Raw genomic sequence first — 15,055 nt, 5'->3', positions numbered from 1 at the left:
CTACCGGCGAGATTACTGAAATAATTTATCCACGCCTGGGTTGTTGAAATATTCGACGGCCATATGATCCTACCTGCGCACTTAAGACTATACTCCAACGCGAGGCATTTATCCTTCCAATTTCAAAGGCCGTGGTCTACATCGATTGCAAGAGAGAAAAGCTGCCGGAAAACCGGCGGGACAAGAATAAGGGGAGGCGAATGTCGGTACTTCTGGCCGCAAGCCGGCTGATCGATTCGATCAGTCAGTTCATGGGCAAACTTTCCGAATATATGGTGCTGTTCTGCTGTCTGATCAGCGCCGGTAACGCCATCGTCCGTTATGCCTTCAACTACAGTTCGAACGGCTGGCTGGAGATCCAATGGTATCTCTTCGCCTTCGTCGTCATGCTCGGCGCCTCGCATGCGTTGCGCAACAATGAGCATGTCCGCGTCGATCTGATCTATGGTTCGGTTTCCGACAAGGCGAAGATCTGGATCGACATCGTCGGCCTCATCGTCTTCCTCCTTCCCGCATGCGTCTATCTCACCTGGCTGTGCTGGCCCTTCTTCGCGCTCTCCTACCACCAGGGGGAAATATCGGGCAATGCCGGCGGGCTGATCCGCTGGCCCGTCAAGCTGATCCTCGTCGCCGGCTTCGCGTTGCTGTCCCTTCAGGGACTCTCGGAACTGGTCAAGCGGATCGCAGCGCTCACCGGCTATCTCAGCATCGATACGAAATACGAAAAGCCGCTGCAGTAACGCGGGCTGGGAGACACGGATTTGTTTGATTTCGGCATCATCCCGCCGGCCATGTTCCTGGGCATGATCATTTTCATGCTCTACGGCTTTCCGGTCGCCTTCTCGCTCGCCGCCGTCGGCTTGTTTTTCGCCATCATCGGCATCTTCACCGGCCATTTCGGCGAGGTCTTCCTGCAGGCTCTGCCGCTACGCTTCTTCGGCATCCTTTCCAACGATCTCTTGCTCGCCATTCCCTTCTTCACCTTCATGGGCGCGGTGCTGGAGCGCTGCGGATTAGCCGAGGACCTGCTCGAGGGCACCGGCAAGCTCTTTGGCGGCATACCCGGGGGCCTCGCCTATGCCGTCATCCTCGTCGGCGCCGTTCTCGGCGCGATCACCGGCACGGTGGCTGCCTCGGTCATCACCATGGGGATGATCTCGCTGCCGATCATGTTGCGCTACGGCTACAACCCGCGCCTTGCCACCGGCGTCATCGCCGCCTCGGGCACGATCACACAGGTGATCCCGCCTTCGCTCGTGCTCGTCGTTCTCGCCGATCAGCTCGGCAGGTCGGTCGGCGACATGTATCTCGGCGCGATCGGCCCCTCAATCCTGCAGGTGACGATCTTCGTGCTCTTCATCCTGGTGATGTCGATTATCCGGCCGAAATCGATGCCGCCACTGCCGAAAGAGGTACGCGGCGATTTCAACTGGGCGCTGCTCGTGAGGGTGCTGATGGGCATGGTCCCCTCGATCGTGCTGATCTTCCTGGTGCTCGGCACGATCTTCATGGGCCTTGCAACGCCGACGGAAGCAGGCGCGCTCGGCGTCGTCGGCGCCATTGTGCTTGCCGCCATGAATCGCCGCCTCACCTGGCCGCTGATCCGCGAAGCCATGTCATCGACCACGCACATCACATCCATGGTGGTGATGATCCTGATCGGCTCCACCTGTTTCAGCCTGGTCTTCCAGGGCATGGACGGCTCGCGCTGGATCGAGCACATGCTGTCGGGCATTCCCGGCGGGCCGGTCGGCTTCCTGATCTTCGTCAACATCTTCATCTTCGTGCTCGCCTTCTTCCTCGATTTCTTCGAGATCGCCTTCATCGTCATCCCGATGCTCGCACCCGTCGCCTCCAGTCTCGGCATCGACCTGATCTGGTTCGGCGTCCTGATCTGCGTCAACATGCAGACGAGCTTCATGCATCCGCCCTTCGGCTTCGCGCTTTTCTACCTGCGCTCGATTGCCGGCAAGGACGTCAAGACCTCGGATATTTACATGGGGGCTCTACCCTGGGTGGGTATGCAGCTGATCCTGGTGGCGATCGTGATTTTCTGGCCGCAATCGGTCACCTATTGGCTGGATCACGGCCCGAAGGTCGACCCGAACTCGATCAAGATCGAAGTCCCGGGCTTCGGCGGCCAGCTCGGCCTGCCGCCGATGGGCGGCGGCGGCGGCAATGGCTCGCCGCAGATCCCAGGCCTGACCCTGCCGCCGCTGAACGGCCTGCCGGGAGCACCGCCGCCACCGGCCAAATAGTCCAGCAAAAAGCAAAACCCCGGATGGATATCCGGGGTTTTGTTATTGCGCTCGTCTGAAGCGTCGACGGCGGAGAGCTTAAAGCTTTCCGGCCCGCTGCTGGATCATCATGAACGTATCGAAGGTGTATTCCGAGAGCTGCATCCAGAGATAGGCGTCCCGCTTGAAGGCGGTCTGGTCGTCGTAAATCTTCTTGAAATACTGGTTCGTGCCCGAGATTTCGCTGTAGATGCCCGTGGCTGCCTGGAAGCAGGCTTCCATGATCTCCTGGCTGAACGGGCGCAACGTCGCGCCCTCCGCGACGAGCTGCTTCAGCGCGGTTGGGTTCTTCGTGTCGTACTTCGCCAGCATGTTGGTGTTGGCAAAGGCGCAGGCGTCGGTCAGCGCTGCCTGATAATGCTTGGGCAGGCTGCTCCACTTTTCGAGATTGAAGAATCCATGCACCGTCGGGCCACCTTCCCACCAGCCCGGATAATAGTAGTACTTCGCCACCTTGTGGAAGCCGAGTTTCAGGTCGTCATAGGGGCCGACGAATTCCGCCGCATCGATCGTGCCTTTTTCCAACGCCGGATAGATGTCGCCGCCGGCGATCTGCTGCGGGATGACGCCGACCTTCTCCATGACGCGGCCGGCAAGGCCGGCAATGCGCATCTTGACGCCCTTGAGGTCATCGAGCGTGTTGATTTCCTTGCGGAACCAGCCGCCCATCTGCGCACCGGTATTGCCGGCCGGCAGGGCATACATGCCCTGCGTGGCATAAAACTCGTTCATCAGCTTGTTGCCGTTGCCTTCATAGTACCAGGCATTGGTCAGACGGCTGTTCAGCCCGAATGGAATGGCCGTTCCAATGGCATAGGTCGGGTCCTTGCCGACGAAATAATAGGAGGTGGTATGGGCAGCCTCGACCGTGCCGGCGGCAACGGCATCGACGGCCTGCAGGCCCGGCACGATTTCACCGGCCGCAAAAGGCTGGATCGTGAAATTGCCATCCGTCGCGGCGGCAACATGCTTGGCGATATCCTCGGCTCCACCATAGATCGTATCCAAGCTCTTCGGAAACGACGACGTCATGCGCCACGCGATCTTCGGATTCTCCTGCGCGATCGCAGGCGCTGCCAATGCCGTTGCGGCAACCGCACCGGCGCCGGCGGTTCCCGCCTTCTTGAAAAACGAACGACGATCCATCAAAAACCTCCCGTATAGATGGTACTGCGCGGGCGATCTTCACCCTACCTGCAGTAAGGGCAAACCTAAGCATGGCGGGGGCCGCGATTCAAGCTTTAGTCTATTAGCCTTTGGCATCAAGACGGCAATAAGGCGGCCCCCAGGCGCCCATCAAAATCAGCGGCTTAGCCGCAAACCGGAGAGCCTCCGTACCGCTTCCGCCGCAATTTGGCCACCTCACGCAGCCAAGCGTTGACTTGATGGTCGTTCTGGCGGCAGAAACGGCAAGCACAAAGATTTCACCGGGGCTGATATGACGAAACCGATCGTTGCCATTCCTGCCGATATCCGCAGCTTCGACGGCGCTACCTGGCATGCCGTACAGCATCAATATCTGCGTGCCGCGTTGAATGCCGCCGGCGTCATGGCCTTCATGATCCCGGCCTTCGAGGAAGGCTACGATACCGATGCGATCCTCGACCGCGTCGACGGTCTGCTGGTGTCCGGCTCGGCCAGCAATGTTCATCCCTCGCTCTACGGTGCCGAGGTGAATGACAAGCACGGCCCGTTCGACCCCGCCCGCGACGCCACCAGCCTGCCGCTCATCCGCCGCGCCATCGACCGCGCCGTCCCGCTGCTTGCCATCTGCCGCGGCATCCAGGAACTAAACGTCGCCCTTGGCGGCTCGCTGGCAAGCGAGATCCAGGAACAACCCGGCATCTCGGACCACCGCCGGCCGGAAGGCGTCGACCGGGACGGCATGTACGCCATTCGCCAGACCGTCCACGTCAAGGAAGGCTCCTGCATCGCAGGCATCCTTGGTCCGGGCGAGATCCGCGTGAATTCCCTGCATCGCCAGGCAATCGCCAGAACCGCCCCACGCCTGCAGGTGGAAGCGATCGCCGAAGACGGCACGGTGGAGGCCGTTTCCGTCATCGACGCCAAGGCCTTTGCCGTCGGCGTGCAATGGCATCCGGAATATTGGGCTGAAACCGACAAGTCTTCGAACCAGCTGTTCGCCGCTTTCGGCGACGCCGTCCGCAGCTATGCCGCCGCCAAGCTGCCGATGATCCCCGCGCAGGCGATCGCCTGACGGCGCGGCGCCGGCCAAGGATCGTCCGCGGAGCCAGCTATGCTAAGCCTTCTGCGGCGTCTCCGGCACCGGCGTCAGCGCCGCACCTTTCTCGAACCAGGCAATGAGATTGTCGGCGACGAGATCGGCCATCGCATTGCGTGTCGGCACCGACGCGGAGGCGACATGCGGCAGCAGCACGGCATTGGTCGGTTCCAGCAGGTCGGCCGGCACGGTCGGCTCTTCATAGAAGACGTCGAGACCGGCAGCACCGAGCGCCCCGGAAGCAAGCGCCGCACTCAGCGCCTTCTCGTCCACCGTCCAGCCGCGGCCGACATTGACGAGAATGCCGTCAGGGCCGAGGGCTGCCAGAATATCAGCATCGATCGTCTTGTGCGTCTGCGGCGTCTTCGGAACGATGGCGATCAGCGTATCCACAGCATTCGCCAGCCCCTTCAGCGTCGGGTAATAATCGTAGGACACACCGGCATGGCGCGAACGTGTGTGATAACTGATCTTCACCTTGAACGGCTCCAGCCGCTTGGCAATTTCGAGCCCGATGCGGCCAAGGCCGTAAAGCCCGACATGCCGGCCCTTCAGCGAGAAACGCGACAGCGGATAGGCCGTGCCCGGCTTCCAGTTACCGGCACGCAGCCAGGCTTCGGCCCGCGGCAACTCGCGGACTGTGTTCAGCAGTAGGCCGATCGCCGTATCGGCGACCTCGTCGTTCAGCACATCGGGCGTATTGGTGACGACAATGCCTTTTTCGGCGGCATGTTTTACATCGACGCCGTCATAACCGACACCGAAATTGGCGATCACCTCGACACGCGGCAGTTGGTCCATCCAGGCGCCCGGGAAGGAGCCGGACACGGCGACAGCGCGGATGCGGCCGGCAATCTCGCCGTCAAGCGCAAGCGTCTCCTCGCGCGGGACGGCGACAATCTCAAAACGATCCTTCAACCTGTCGAGAACACGCTCGTGTATCTTCCCAGGAACGAGAATGGCGATGCGGGACATGGCTTTTCCTCTTGGATGGCGGTCTTGGTTCAGGCGCGCGGCCGATGGGGACTGGTGGACTGGCGAATGCGCATTTCCGGCTTGATCAGATGCATACCGTCAGGCTCATGGCTGCCGGCAAGGCGATCGAGCAGCGCCCGGGCGGCTAGGCGCCCGACCTCGGCCTGACCGTTCCAGACGGTCGTTAGCGCGGGCGTAGCGATCGAGGCCTCCTCGAGATCGTCGTAGCCGGTGACGGAAATATCGCGTCCCGGCACCAGGCCGGCGCGCGCAATGCCGTTCATCAAGCCGATCGCCACGAGATCGTTCCAGCAGACGGCTGCGGTCGGCTTCTGCGGCAGCGAAAGGAAATGCACTGCAGCCTCGAAACCGCCCTGTTTCGAGCGCGGACCGGGAATGCGCAGGTTCGGATCGACCTCGATGCCGGCCTTGCGTAGCGAATTGACATAGCCCTGGTAGCGATCGCGACCCGTGGATGTCTGGTCCGTGCCGCCGATCATGGCGATCGAGCGATGACCGAGGCCGATCAGGTGGTTGGTGGCAAGCGAGATACCGTAGCTGTCGTCGCCGCGATAGGTCGGCAGGTCCTGCCCTTCCATCGAGCGGGCGACCAGGATCGCCGGCATGCCGTTGTCTTCCGCCAGTTGCACGTCCTCCGGCGGCGTACCGATCGCCGGCGACATGATGACGCCGTCGCCGCCGAGCTGCAGCAGCGTCTCGATAAAGGTGCGCTGCTTTTCGACATTGTCGTAATGGTTGGAAAGGATGAAGGTGTGCCGGCTGCGGTCGAGCTCGCTTTCGATCGCCTTCAGGATCTCCCCGTAGAACGGGTTCATGATGTCGTGCACGACGACCCCGATGATGCCGGAGCGTGAGGTCCGAAGGCTGGCGGCACGGCGATTGTAGATATAGCCGAGCGCACGCGCCTGTTCCTTGATCTTCTCCCGGGTATTGCCGGCGACGAGCGGACTGTCGCGTAAGGCAAGCGATACAGTCGCCGTTGAAATGCCGAGCGTTTCGGCGATTGTCGAAAGCTTGATCTTCTGGACCACGTGTCCTCCTCCAGGCAGCACGCAAGACAGCCAAGACCCCGCCGTCAAACCGGCGCGGCCCTTAAAATGTTTAATTAAAAGATTTAATCGTTGGAAGCAATTCGTCTTTCAGGGAAATTTCAGTCTTCGTCCGGTTCTTCGATATGAATGGCTTCGGCCTGCAGATTGGCATCGATCGCCTTCAGCAAGCGGACGAGATTGCGAATTTCCTTTTCGGAGAACTCCTGCGTCGCCAGCCTGTCGCAGGCCGAGGCCGCCATCTCGATCCCCTGAACGCTGCCGCGGCCGAGTTCGGTGAGATAGACCTTGGTGAGGCGCGCATCTTCCGCATCGGGCTTGCGCTCGAGAAATCCCTGCGCCTCCATGCGGCCGATCGTGCGCGTCATCGTCGGCGCCTTGACCCCGAGCTTCTGAGCAAGACCGCCTGCCGTCATGCCGTCGCTCTCGGCAAGCGAGAGAATGACGCCGTCCTGGCCGGCATAGAGGCCGCTTTCAAGCAGGTTGCGCGAAAGCACCGTCCGCATGGAACGCGCTGCCTGGGTCAGGGCCGGGGAGAGATCGACGAGCGTATACTCGGTCTGGTCCTTCTTCTTCTTGTTCTTTTTGCCGTCCTTGTGCTTCTTTCCCATAGCCATCCCTTTGATCTTTAAGCCCCGGCGCCGCTGCGATATGACATTGCTCAGGATCTCGTCATAAACAAGAGGCAACGACCGGATGATGACACCTTCGCCGCGCTTCGAGGACGGCAACCCGGTCTTTGCGCCTGAGGGGCGCCATCTGATCGCCGTGTTGCCGCTTGGCGCCCATGAACAGCACGGCCCTCACCTGCCATTCGAAACCGACGCCCTGATTGCCGAAGGCATCGCCGGGCGATTGAAGATAGCCTTGCCCACCGGCCTGCCGGTCACCTTCCTGCCCGCCGAATCTGTCGGTTATTCCATAGAGCATATGGATGTTGAAGGAACGAAGACGCTTGCCTTCGACGAAGCGGTATACCGCTGGCTCGGCATTGCCGAGCGGCTTGCAAAGCAGGGTATCCGCAAATTCGTGATGCTGAACGCCCATGGCGGCAATTCGCCCGTCATATCAGTCGTCGCCACCGAGGCGCGGGTCCGCTTTGCCATGCTGGCGGTGGCAACGAGCTGGACCCGTTTCGGCGTGCCGGATGGCGTGATCACGCCGGAGGAAAAGGCGATCGGCATCCATGGCGGCGATATCGAGACCTCGGTGATGCTGGCGCTTCATCCCGATAAGGTGGATATGGCGAAGGCGGCGGACTTTTCCTCGCGACAGACGGAATTCGCCGAGCGTTTCAAACATCTGCGCGCCTACGGGCCGCACGCCTTCGGCTGGAAGATGTCGGATCTCAACACGGAAGGCGCGGCAGGCAACGCCGCGGCTGCGACGGCAGAGAAAGGCGAGGCGCTGATTGCCCATGCGGTAAAAGGACTGGTGGAATTGCTGAGCGATGTCGATGCGTTCGATGTCGTGCAACTGCGATGAATAAGGGGCATCTGCACCGCGCAACGATGTGATCTTATAACATTATAAAACCCTTTGAACTGCCACGCTCAAGCCATTATATGAGACCAACCGTTCAAGCAGCCGATCCCAGCCGCTCGGCCGCACGCCTAATCCTAGAGGTTCTCATGACCGACGCGATCTCCACCCAGAAGCCCATTCCCGTTACCGTGCTCACCGGTTATCTCGGCGCCGGCAAGACGACGCTGCTCAACCGCATTCTCTCCGAAAATCACGGCAAGAAATATGCGGTCATCGTCAACGAGTTCGGCGAAATCGGCATCGACAATGACCTGATCGTCGAGTCGGACGAGGAAATCTACGAAATGAACAACGGCTGCGTCTGCTGCACGGTGCGCGGCGACCTGATCCGCGTCGTCGAAGGCCTGATGCGCCGCCCCGGCCGCTTTGACGGCATCATCGTCGAAACGACCGGCCTTGCCGACCCAGTACCGGTCGCCCAGACCTTTTTTATGGATGACGATGTGCGCGCCAAGACCGAGCTCGACGCCGTCGTCGCCCTCGTCGATGCCAAGCACCTGCCGCTGCGCCTGAAGGACAGCCGCGAGGCCGAAGACCAGATCGCCTTCGCCGACGTCGTCATCATCAACAAGAGCGACCTGGTGACCCCGGAAGAACTTGATGTGATCGAGGATATCGTCCGCGCCATCAACCCGGCCGCCCGCGTCTACAAGACCAGCCGCTCCGGCGTCGACCTCGCCCGCGTGCTCGATCAGGGCGCCTTCAACCTGGAGCGCGCGCTCGAAAACGATCCGCATTTCCTGGAGCACGGCCATGACGACCACGTCTGCGGCCCCGATTGCGATCACGACCACCACCATCATGACCATGATCACCACGGCCACCAGCATGATGGTCACGACCATCATCAACATGGCGCCCATCAACATGGCGCAATGTCGGCGATCCATGATGTGACAGTGCAGTCGGTCTCGCTGCGCGGCGGCGAGATGAATCCGGAGCGTTTCTTCCCCTGGATCCAGAAGATCACCCAGACGCAGGGGCCGAATATTCTGCGTCTCAAGGGCATTATCGCCTTCAAGGACGATCCCGAGCGTTACGTCGTTCAGGGCGTGCATATGATCATCGAGGGTGATCATCAGCGGCCGTGGAAGGAAGGCGAAAATCACGAGAGCCGTCTCGTCTTCATCGGCCGCGAACTCGACCGCGAGAAGCTCGAAACCTCCTTCAAGGCCTGCGAGGCAGCCGCCTGATGCCGACAGTTGCACCGCTTGATCTCGACGGCCACGTTCTGGCCGTCGAATTTTTAGGTGATGTTCCCTTCTTCGCAAGCGCAAACGGCACATTCCATCGGCTGGACGGCGGCGACAGGGTTTCCGAAGCCCACCAGGGCATGCTCACCGCCATCCGCGATCCCTACAGCGAGAGCCTGATCTCCGGCGGCGAGGACGGCAAGGTGCTGCGCATTGCCGCCGACGGCAGCGTCAGCGAGATCGCGACCGCGCCGCGCAAGTGGATTTCGCAGGTGGCAGCCGGCCCGCAGGGCGCCGTTGCCTATTCCTACGGCAAGAGTTCGCTCGTGCGCCTTGCCGATGGCACGACCAAGGAATTCCCCGAAGAGCGCACCGTCGAAGGTCTTGCCTTTGCGCCGAAGGGCCTGCGCATCGCGGCCGCGCGCTACAACGGTGTGTCGTTGCACTGGATCGGCATGAATGCCAAGCCGATCGATCTTGAATGGAAGGGTGCGCATACCGGCGTCACCTTCTCGCCTGATGGTAATTTCCTCGTCACCTCGATGCAGGAAAACGCATTGCACGGCTGGAAGCTCGACATCAAGCCCGGCACCGAAGCCCGCCACATGCGCATGACCGGCTACCCTTCCAAGGTGAAATCGCTCTCCTGGTCGGTCAAGGGCAAGTGGCTCGCGTCTTCAGGCGCGCCTGCGGCAATCGTCTGGCCCTTCCAGGGCAAGGACGGGCCGATGGGCAAGGCGCCGCTGGAGCTCGGCACCCGCGCCAATATCATGGCAACCGCGGTGAAATTCCATCCACTCGAGGACATCCTCGCCATCGGCTTCATCGATGGCATGATCCTGGCCGTGCGCATCGCCGACAGCAAGGAAGCGCTGCTGCGCCGACCCGGCAAGGGTGCGATCACAGCGATGAGCTGGAGCAAAAACGGCAAGCTGCTCGCCTTCGGCTCGGAAGCCGGCGATTGCGGCGTCGTCGATATTTCGGCTTGAGGCCCGTTGCCGGCAATGGACGACGCCCTGATGGAACCCGAAATCATGGCGCTCACCGCCGATCAAATGCAGGCGGCGGCCGGAATCAGGCGCGTCGCCCTGTGGCAACGGCTGCCCTGGCTGCCGGATGTGCATACGCCTGAGGAAGAGGAGCAGTACTGGCGCATGCATTTGCTGCCGAATTGCTCCATCCTCGGCGCCACCTTGAAAAGCCAGCTTGTCGGTGTCATCGCCTATGGCGACAACTGGATAGAGCAGCTTTACGTTCTTCCCGGTTTCCAGGGCATGGGCATCGGCTCTTCACTCCTCGGCTGCGCCAAGGAGGAGATGAACGAGATCAGGCTCTGGACGTTTAAGCGTAATGCAGGCGCTCGCAGCTTCTACGAACGGCACGGTTTTACCGCTGAAAAGGAGACCGATGGCGCCGACAACGAAGAACGGGAGCCTGATGTGCTCTATCATTGGCGCCGGCTTCCGGAGCTGACACTTCGCCTGCAGCCGTCCGGTGGTTAGAATTGCTATCGGACTCAAGTCCGTAGGATATCGGGGCTTGCCAAACGCCGTGTCCGGGCGAAACATGAACCACGAGCAGGAAGCGCTTTGCGCTGCCGTGGCTGACAGAGGAAACGGAAATGTCGAAATCGACCCGCCTCGGTTTGGCCAGGCAACAGCCGCAGCCTTTGGGCGACGCATCCGTCTGGACCGTGATCCGCGCCGAGGCGGCCGAGTTCGCCGCGCGCGAGCCGATACTGAAGCAGCTGCTTGCCGCTCAGGTAACCGACACTGCCAACAACGATGAGATCATCGCCCGCGTGCTGGCCGCGCGGCTCTCCGTAGCGCAGGTGGAAACGGGTGATCTGTTCGATCTCATCCTGTCCACACTTGATGACGATATCATGCGGAAGGTCGAGGCCGATCTCATCGCCGTGCGCGAGCGCGATCCGGCCTGCACGACATTTCTGCACGCGCTTCTCAATCTGAAGGGCTTTCATGCGCTTGAGACGCATCGCATCGCCCATGCGCTCTGGATCGCCGGCCGTCCGGAGATCGCCAGTTGGCTCGCCAATCTCGTTTCCCTGGTCTTCGGCCCGGACATCCATCCGGCGGCACGGATCGGCGCATCCATCATGCTCGATCACGGTTCGGGCATCGTCATCGGCGAAACGGCTGTCATCGAGGATGAAGTGTCTATCCTGCAGAACGTCACGCTCGGCGGCACCGGCAAGGAGACCGGCGACCGCCACCCGAAGATCCGCCACGGCGTGATGATCGGCGCGGGCGCCAAGATCCTCGGCAATATCGAAATCGGCGCCTTCAGCAAGGTCGCCGCCGGCAGCGTCGTGCTCAAATCGGTTCCCACGCATTGCACGGTTGCCGGCGTGCCGGCAACGGTCGTGCGCATCCACCGCGCCGACGAAATCCCGGCCGAGACGATGGACCAGAATATCTAGAGCAATTCCAGCAAAAGTGCGTAGCGGTTTTGCGTCCGGAATTGCGCAAAGGCAAAAAGATAGAGCCGCTTCGACATAGGAACATTCGCCCCGTTCCTACGCGGCCTGCTGATTCTCCCCGAAGGCTTCAACCCGGTTGCGGCCTTCGCGCTTCGAACGGTAGAGCGCCTCGTCCGCCTTCTGCATCAGCCGCTCAAAATCTCCGTCGCTTTCCGCACGCGCGGCAACGCCGATGCTCAGCGTCGGAAAGACGGCCAGATCCGGCCGCTGCATGACGGCGGCGGCGAAAGCGAGACGGATGCGCTCGGCAATCGCCACCGCCTCCTCCCGGGAAGTATTTTTCAGCACCGCCAGGAATTCATCCCCACCTTGACGGGAAAGCAGATCGTCCGAGCGCATGATGCCCCTCGAAACACGGGCGAAAAGCCGCAGGATGTCGTCACCGGCGGCATGGCCATGCCTGTCGTTCAATTGCTTGAAATGGTCGATATCGATGATCAGCAGCGATACCGGCCGGGAGCCGAGGGCGGGCAGGTGCTGGGCAAGGCCGCCGCGATTGAGCGCGCCGGTCAGCGGATCGTGGTGAGCGAGTTCCGTCAGCTGATTTCGGCTGCGCTCGGCGGCCATCAGCACCATCGCCATGCTGCGCAGCATGATGAAGGCGACCGCCGATACCGCCATCCAGCTATGAATTGCACTGCCGCCGAAAGGATCCGGCCCACCGATCTCACCGGTCGCCGCGAGAATGCTGCGAACCGCAAAGATCGCGGCAGTGCAGGCGTAGAGGCCGACAAGCAAGGCTGCCGAATAAAGCCTCTCGCGCCGGACAATGCTGATCGCCTCCCTTGCAACGGCAAGATCGCAGAGGCAGCAGATGACGGAGACGTAGAGGAGCCTCGCCGAGACTGCCGATGGATCGCTGACGATGAGGACGACAGGAACGCTGATGAGCAAGATCGCAAGCCAAAAAGTGCACTGATCGAGCGCTCGTCCCGAAAAGACGCGCACGGCAAAGAACATCAGCATATAGCCGGCGATGGTGACGATATTGCCGCCGTCGATCGAGACGGAGGTGGGAACGAGATTGCGCAGCGCGACGAGAAACGAGCCGACACCAACAAGAAGGTTGCTCAAGCCCCACCAGAGCGGCCACCTCTCGAAGCGACCCGTCGCATAGGCTGCAAGCTGGAGAACGCCCAGCACGAAACAGCTCACGGCAACAATGAAATAGATTGTCCTGAGATCCAGCAGCATGGCGCTTTCCCGAAATTCTCGCGGAACTTACAGGAAGCGTTTTGCGGATTGATTGGAGCCTTCGCTAAAAATTTAACGATCGGGGTTTTTCGCCGCTGCATAATTCAAAGTCCTACAGCGCGTCTGAAAGACGCGCGGCCCTGTCGTCAGGCGGCACGCACCGAGCCGATGATGTCCGCCAACAGACCGTGCAGCAAGTCCCTGTAGCCGCTTCGGGCAGACGGACCGCTCTCTTCCGAGGTCATGACGACGGTGAGATCGAGCGACGGCACGATGTAGAGCATCTGCCCGCCATATCCCCAGGCGAAATGCACCTGCTCGCCGCCGATCTGCCGCGTGAACCAGCCATAGCCATATTCATCGCCAGAGAAACGCGAGTTGGTGCGCTGCTGCCACGACTGGGAGATCCAGTCGGCAGGGACGATCTGGCGGCCGTTGGCGGTCTTGCCGCCGTTGCGGTAGAGTTCACCGAAGGCAAGCAGGGACCGGGCGCTCATCGCCATCTGATTGCCGCCCAGATAGATGCCCTGCGGATCGCGCTCCCATGCGCCAATGCGGAAACCTTCGACAGGACCCAGCCATTCGCGCGCCAACACCAGCGTCGGCCGCCGGCCGACCTTGGTGAGAATGGCCGAAAGCAGATGCGTGGATGCGGTGGAATAGAGCATCTCGCCACCTGGCTGATCGACGAAAGGCTGCGACAGCGCAAAGCGCACCCAGTTGCGCGAGGAGACCCAGCGACCGTAGTTCGCCCCCGACATGCGATCGAGCCCCGCCTGCATGGAGAGAAGATTGCCGATGGTGATGTCGTTGATGCGCGGGTCTGGTGCTGCCGGAAGATCGGCCTTCAGGATCGGCGCGATCTTCTGGTCCGGCCCCGTCAGCAGGCCTTTGTCGATGGCGATACCGACCAGCGCCGAAATGATCGACTTCGAAGCGGATTTGATGTTGGTCGCTTCCGAGGGCGAATGACCATGGAAGCCACGTTCGCTGAGCACGCGTCCGTCGCGAGCGACAATCACCGTCTTGAGAGGCCTCATCGCGGGGTCGCTCGCCGCGCGATCGAGACGCGGGCCAAGGCCGCCGACGCCGGAAGCCGTGCTCTGAGCAGTCGCCGGCCCCGTTGCGGCAAGCGGCAGGCAGAAGAAAAGCAGAAGGGAAAGAAGGCGGATCATGCGACGCAAGATAGGATATCGCCGCGATATGTTCGCCTGCCGGCGCCCCTTTTCACGCGATTGTGTTTCAGCGTGCTGCCGGCGCCTTTTCGAAACTTGATGCCAGAAAGACAATCCGCGCCGCAACCACACCAGGCCCGCCTGCCTGCGTGGTCAAACGGCGCGGATATTACCAGCCGGGGGGAAAATTCCCAACCTGGCCGGCCGGTCGGAGCAGCCTTACGGCTCCGCGTGACGTTTCAGGCCGACCCGGCCCAATCCCGTTCTAGGCTGCGGGGCGAACCGGGGCACTGGTCAGCATGCGTCCCGAGGGGACGATCATGCCGGCCGCGCCGTCAAGCCAGCCGTCCGTGAGCTCGAGCGCCAGAAAGCGCGAGCGTTCGAACGGACCCGGCATGACGAGATGGCGAGCCTTTTCGGCAAAGAAGCCGAAGCGCTCGTAATAGGCAGCATCGCCGACGAGCAAGACGGCGCCGTGCCCGCGCTTCTTCGCTTCGAGAAGCGCCGCGCGCATCAGCGCCGAGCCGATGCCCTTGCCGCCCTGATGGGGCGCAACGGCGAGCGGTCCAAGCAGCAGCGCATTGATCGGCGTGCCTTCGTCATTGACGCCGGCCTCGATGTTCCAGAGCCGCACCGAGCCGATGACATGGCCGTCGCGATCGCGCGCGACGAGCGCAAGGCCCTCGGCCGGGACGCGGTTGCGGCGGATCTTCTCCGACGACTTCTTGCGGCGATCCGGCCCCATGACGCGGTCGAGCAGGTTTTCACGCGCAACGACATCCGAGGGATTTTCGGCGTCGATGGCGAAAGTGGTAGGCGCAAAGAATGCGCGGACAGAATCAAGAACAGCGGCCATCTTGGCCT

The 15,055-nt window shown here is 61.6% G+C and carries 15 protein-coding genes; 8 read left to right on the top strand and 7 right to left on the bottom strand.

Features of this window, described 5'->3' with window-relative positions; translation table 11 throughout:
- The first annotated feature begins 200 nt into the window (after positions 1 to 200).
- Together RWK44_RS20595 and RWK44_RS20590 are read left to right on the top strand one after the other, a co-directional pair.
- Positions 201 to 740, top strand: a complete 540-nt coding sequence (locus RWK44_RS20595) for a TRAP transporter small permease subunit (RefSeq protein ID WP_026265450.1) — start codon at positions 201 to 203, stop codon at positions 738 to 740.
- Between the two features lie 21 nt (positions 741 to 761).
- Positions 762 to 2,258 (top strand): TRAP transporter large permease, encoded by a 1,497-nt coding sequence (locus RWK44_RS20590; protein ID WP_131641702.1) that lies wholly within the window; start codon positions 762 to 764, stop codon positions 2,256 to 2,258.
- Between the two features lie 78 nt (positions 2,259 to 2,336).
- On the opposite strand, the gene RWK44_RS20585 is transcribed toward RWK44_RS20590, so the two are convergent.
- Positions 2,337 to 3,443: a TRAP transporter substrate-binding protein gene (locus RWK44_RS20585; RefSeq protein WP_003552852.1), complete on the bottom strand. Its 1,107-nt coding sequence runs from the start codon at positions 3,441 to 3,443 to the stop codon at positions 2,337 to 2,339.
- Positions 3,444 to 3,735: 292 nt separating this feature from the next.
- Between RWK44_RS20585 and RWK44_RS20580 the strand changes: the two genes are divergently transcribed.
- Positions 3,736 to 4,515 carry a gamma-glutamyl-gamma-aminobutyrate hydrolase family protein gene (locus RWK44_RS20580; RefSeq protein WP_131664435.1) on the top strand — a complete coding sequence of 260 codons (780 nt, stop codon included), beginning with the start codon at positions 3,736 to 3,738 and terminating at the stop codon, positions 4,513 to 4,515.
- Between the two features lie 42 nt (positions 4,516 to 4,557).
- Here RWK44_RS20580 and RWK44_RS20575 read toward each other — a convergent pair whose 3' ends face one another.
- The 3 genes from RWK44_RS20575 to RWK44_RS20565 all read right to left on the bottom strand — a co-directional run bounded on the left by RWK44_RS20575 (position 4,558) and on the right by RWK44_RS20565 (position 7,195).
- Positions 4,558 to 5,514 carry a 2-hydroxyacid dehydrogenase gene (locus tag RWK44_RS20575; RefSeq protein WP_131664436.1) on the bottom strand — a complete coding sequence of 319 codons (957 nt, stop codon included), beginning with the start codon at positions 5,512 to 5,514 and terminating at the stop codon, positions 4,558 to 4,560.
- A 29-nt stretch (positions 5,515 to 5,543) separates the two neighbouring features.
- On the bottom strand, positions 5,544 to 6,566 hold the full coding sequence (locus tag RWK44_RS20570; RefSeq protein ID WP_003542973.1) for a LacI family DNA-binding transcriptional regulator: 1,023 nt from the start codon (positions 6,564 to 6,566) through the stop codon (positions 5,544 to 5,546).
- A gap of 119 nt (positions 6,567 to 6,685) precedes the next feature.
- Complete coding sequence (locus RWK44_RS20565; RefSeq protein ID WP_168256436.1) at positions 6,686 to 7,195, bottom strand: MarR family winged helix-turn-helix transcriptional regulator; 510 nt, start codon at positions 7,193 to 7,195, stop codon at positions 6,686 to 6,688.
- Between the two features lie 85 nt (positions 7,196 to 7,280).
- On the opposite strand from RWK44_RS20565, the gene RWK44_RS20560 reads away from it, so the two are divergent.
- From RWK44_RS20560 to cysE, 5 genes are all read left to right on the top strand, one after another.
- Positions 7,281 to 8,069, top strand: coding sequence for a creatininase family protein (locus RWK44_RS20560; protein ID WP_168283083.1), 789 nt, complete (start codon positions 7,281 to 7,283; stop codon positions 8,067 to 8,069).
- A gap of 146 nt (positions 8,070 to 8,215) precedes the next feature.
- Positions 8,216 to 9,322, top strand: a complete 1,107-nt coding sequence (locus RWK44_RS20555) for a CobW family GTP-binding protein (RefSeq protein WP_316029319.1) — start codon at positions 8,216 to 8,218, stop codon at positions 9,320 to 9,322.
- Positions 9,322 to 10,311: a WD40 repeat domain-containing protein gene (locus tag RWK44_RS20550; RefSeq protein ID WP_168283081.1), complete on the top strand. Its 990-nt coding sequence runs from the start codon at positions 9,322 to 9,324 to the stop codon at positions 10,309 to 10,311. Before RWK44_RS20555 ends, RWK44_RS20550 begins: the two co-directional genes overlap by 1 nt.
- Positions 10,312 to 10,326: 15 nt before the next feature.
- On the top strand, positions 10,327 to 10,824 hold the full coding sequence (locus RWK44_RS20545) for a GNAT family N-acetyltransferase (protein WP_168283080.1): 498 nt from the start codon (positions 10,327 to 10,329) through the stop codon (positions 10,822 to 10,824).
- A gap of 119 nt (positions 10,825 to 10,943) precedes the next feature.
- Entirely contained in the window at positions 10,944 to 11,762 is an 819-nt protein-coding gene (cysE, locus tag RWK44_RS20540; RefSeq protein WP_221946854.1) for a serine O-acetyltransferase, read from the top strand.
- Between the two features lie 96 nt (positions 11,763 to 11,858).
- Here the strand turns inward: cysE and RWK44_RS20535 are convergent, their stop codons facing one another.
- The 3 genes from RWK44_RS20535 to RWK44_RS20525 form a co-directional block, all read right to left on the bottom strand.
- Complete coding sequence (locus RWK44_RS20535; RefSeq protein WP_316029318.1) at positions 11,859 to 13,016, bottom strand: GGDEF domain-containing protein; 1,158 nt, start codon at positions 13,014 to 13,016, stop codon at positions 11,859 to 11,861.
- 146 nt (positions 13,017 to 13,162) lie between these two features.
- Positions 13,163 to 14,191: a serine hydrolase domain-containing protein gene (locus tag RWK44_RS20530; protein WP_221999795.1), complete on the bottom strand. Its 1,029-nt coding sequence runs from the start codon at positions 14,189 to 14,191 to the stop codon at positions 13,163 to 13,165.
- Positions 14,192 to 14,456: 265 nt separating this feature from the next.
- Positions 14,457 to 15,047 (bottom strand): GNAT family N-acetyltransferase, encoded by a 591-nt coding sequence (locus RWK44_RS20525; protein WP_221946852.1) that lies wholly within the window; start codon positions 15,045 to 15,047, stop codon positions 14,457 to 14,459.
- Positions 15,048 to 15,055 lie beyond the last annotated feature (8 nt).

It is taken from the genome of Rhizobium sp. 25PS6, assembly GCF_032464655.1.
GTDB lineage: Bacteria > Pseudomonadota > Alphaproteobacteria > Rhizobiales > Rhizobiaceae > Rhizobium > Rhizobium laguerreae.
The sequence above is the reverse complement of the archived record's forward strand: the minus strand, read 5'-3'. Positions and strand labels throughout refer to the sequence as shown.

What these genes read in the sequence shown, in the direction of transcription:
- RWK44_RS20545 (WP_168283080.1), top strand. Translation starts at nt 10,327, where the DNA reads ATGGACGACGCCCTGATGGAACCCGAAATCATGGCGCTCACCGCCGAT.
- RWK44_RS20525 (WP_221946852.1), bottom strand. Translation starts at nt 15,047, where the DNA reads ATGGCCGCTGTTCTTGATTCTGTCCGCGCATTCTTTGCGCCTACCACT.
- RWK44_RS20550 (WP_168283081.1), top strand. Translation starts at nt 9,322, where the DNA reads ATGCCGACAGTTGCACCGCTTGATCTCGACGGCCACGTTCTGGCCGTC.
- RWK44_RS20565 (WP_168256436.1), bottom strand. Translation starts at nt 7,195, where the DNA reads ATGGGAAAGAAGCACAAGGACGGCAAAAAGAACAAGAAGAAGAAGGAC.
- RWK44_RS20530 (WP_221999795.1), bottom strand. Translation starts at nt 14,191, where the DNA reads ATGATCCGCCTTCTTTCCCTTCTGCTTTTCTTCTGCCTGCCGCTTGCC.
- RWK44_RS20585 (WP_003552852.1), bottom strand. Translation starts at nt 3,443, where the DNA reads ATGGATCGTCGTTCGTTTTTCAAGAAGGCGGGAACCGCCGGCGCCGGT.
- RWK44_RS20555 (WP_316029319.1), top strand. Translation starts at nt 8,216, where the DNA reads ATGACCGACGCGATCTCCACCCAGAAGCCCATTCCCGTTACCGTGCTC.
- RWK44_RS20595 (WP_026265450.1), top strand. Translation starts at nt 201, where the DNA reads ATGTCGGTACTTCTGGCCGCAAGCCGGCTGATCGATTCGATCAGTCAG.
- RWK44_RS20575 (WP_131664436.1), bottom strand. Translation starts at nt 5,514, where the DNA reads ATGTCCCGCATCGCCATTCTCGTTCCTGGGAAGATACACGAGCGTGTT.
- RWK44_RS20535 (WP_316029318.1), bottom strand. Translation starts at nt 13,016, where the DNA reads ATGCTGCTGGATCTCAGGACAATCTATTTCATTGTTGCCGTGAGCTGT.
- RWK44_RS20580 (WP_131664435.1), top strand. Translation starts at nt 3,736, where the DNA reads ATGACGAAACCGATCGTTGCCATTCCTGCCGATATCCGCAGCTTCGAC.
- RWK44_RS20560 (WP_168283083.1), top strand. Translation starts at nt 7,281, where the DNA reads ATGATGACACCTTCGCCGCGCTTCGAGGACGGCAACCCGGTCTTTGCG.
- cysE (WP_221946854.1), top strand. Translation starts at nt 10,944, where the DNA reads ATGTCGAAATCGACCCGCCTCGGTTTGGCCAGGCAACAGCCGCAGCCT.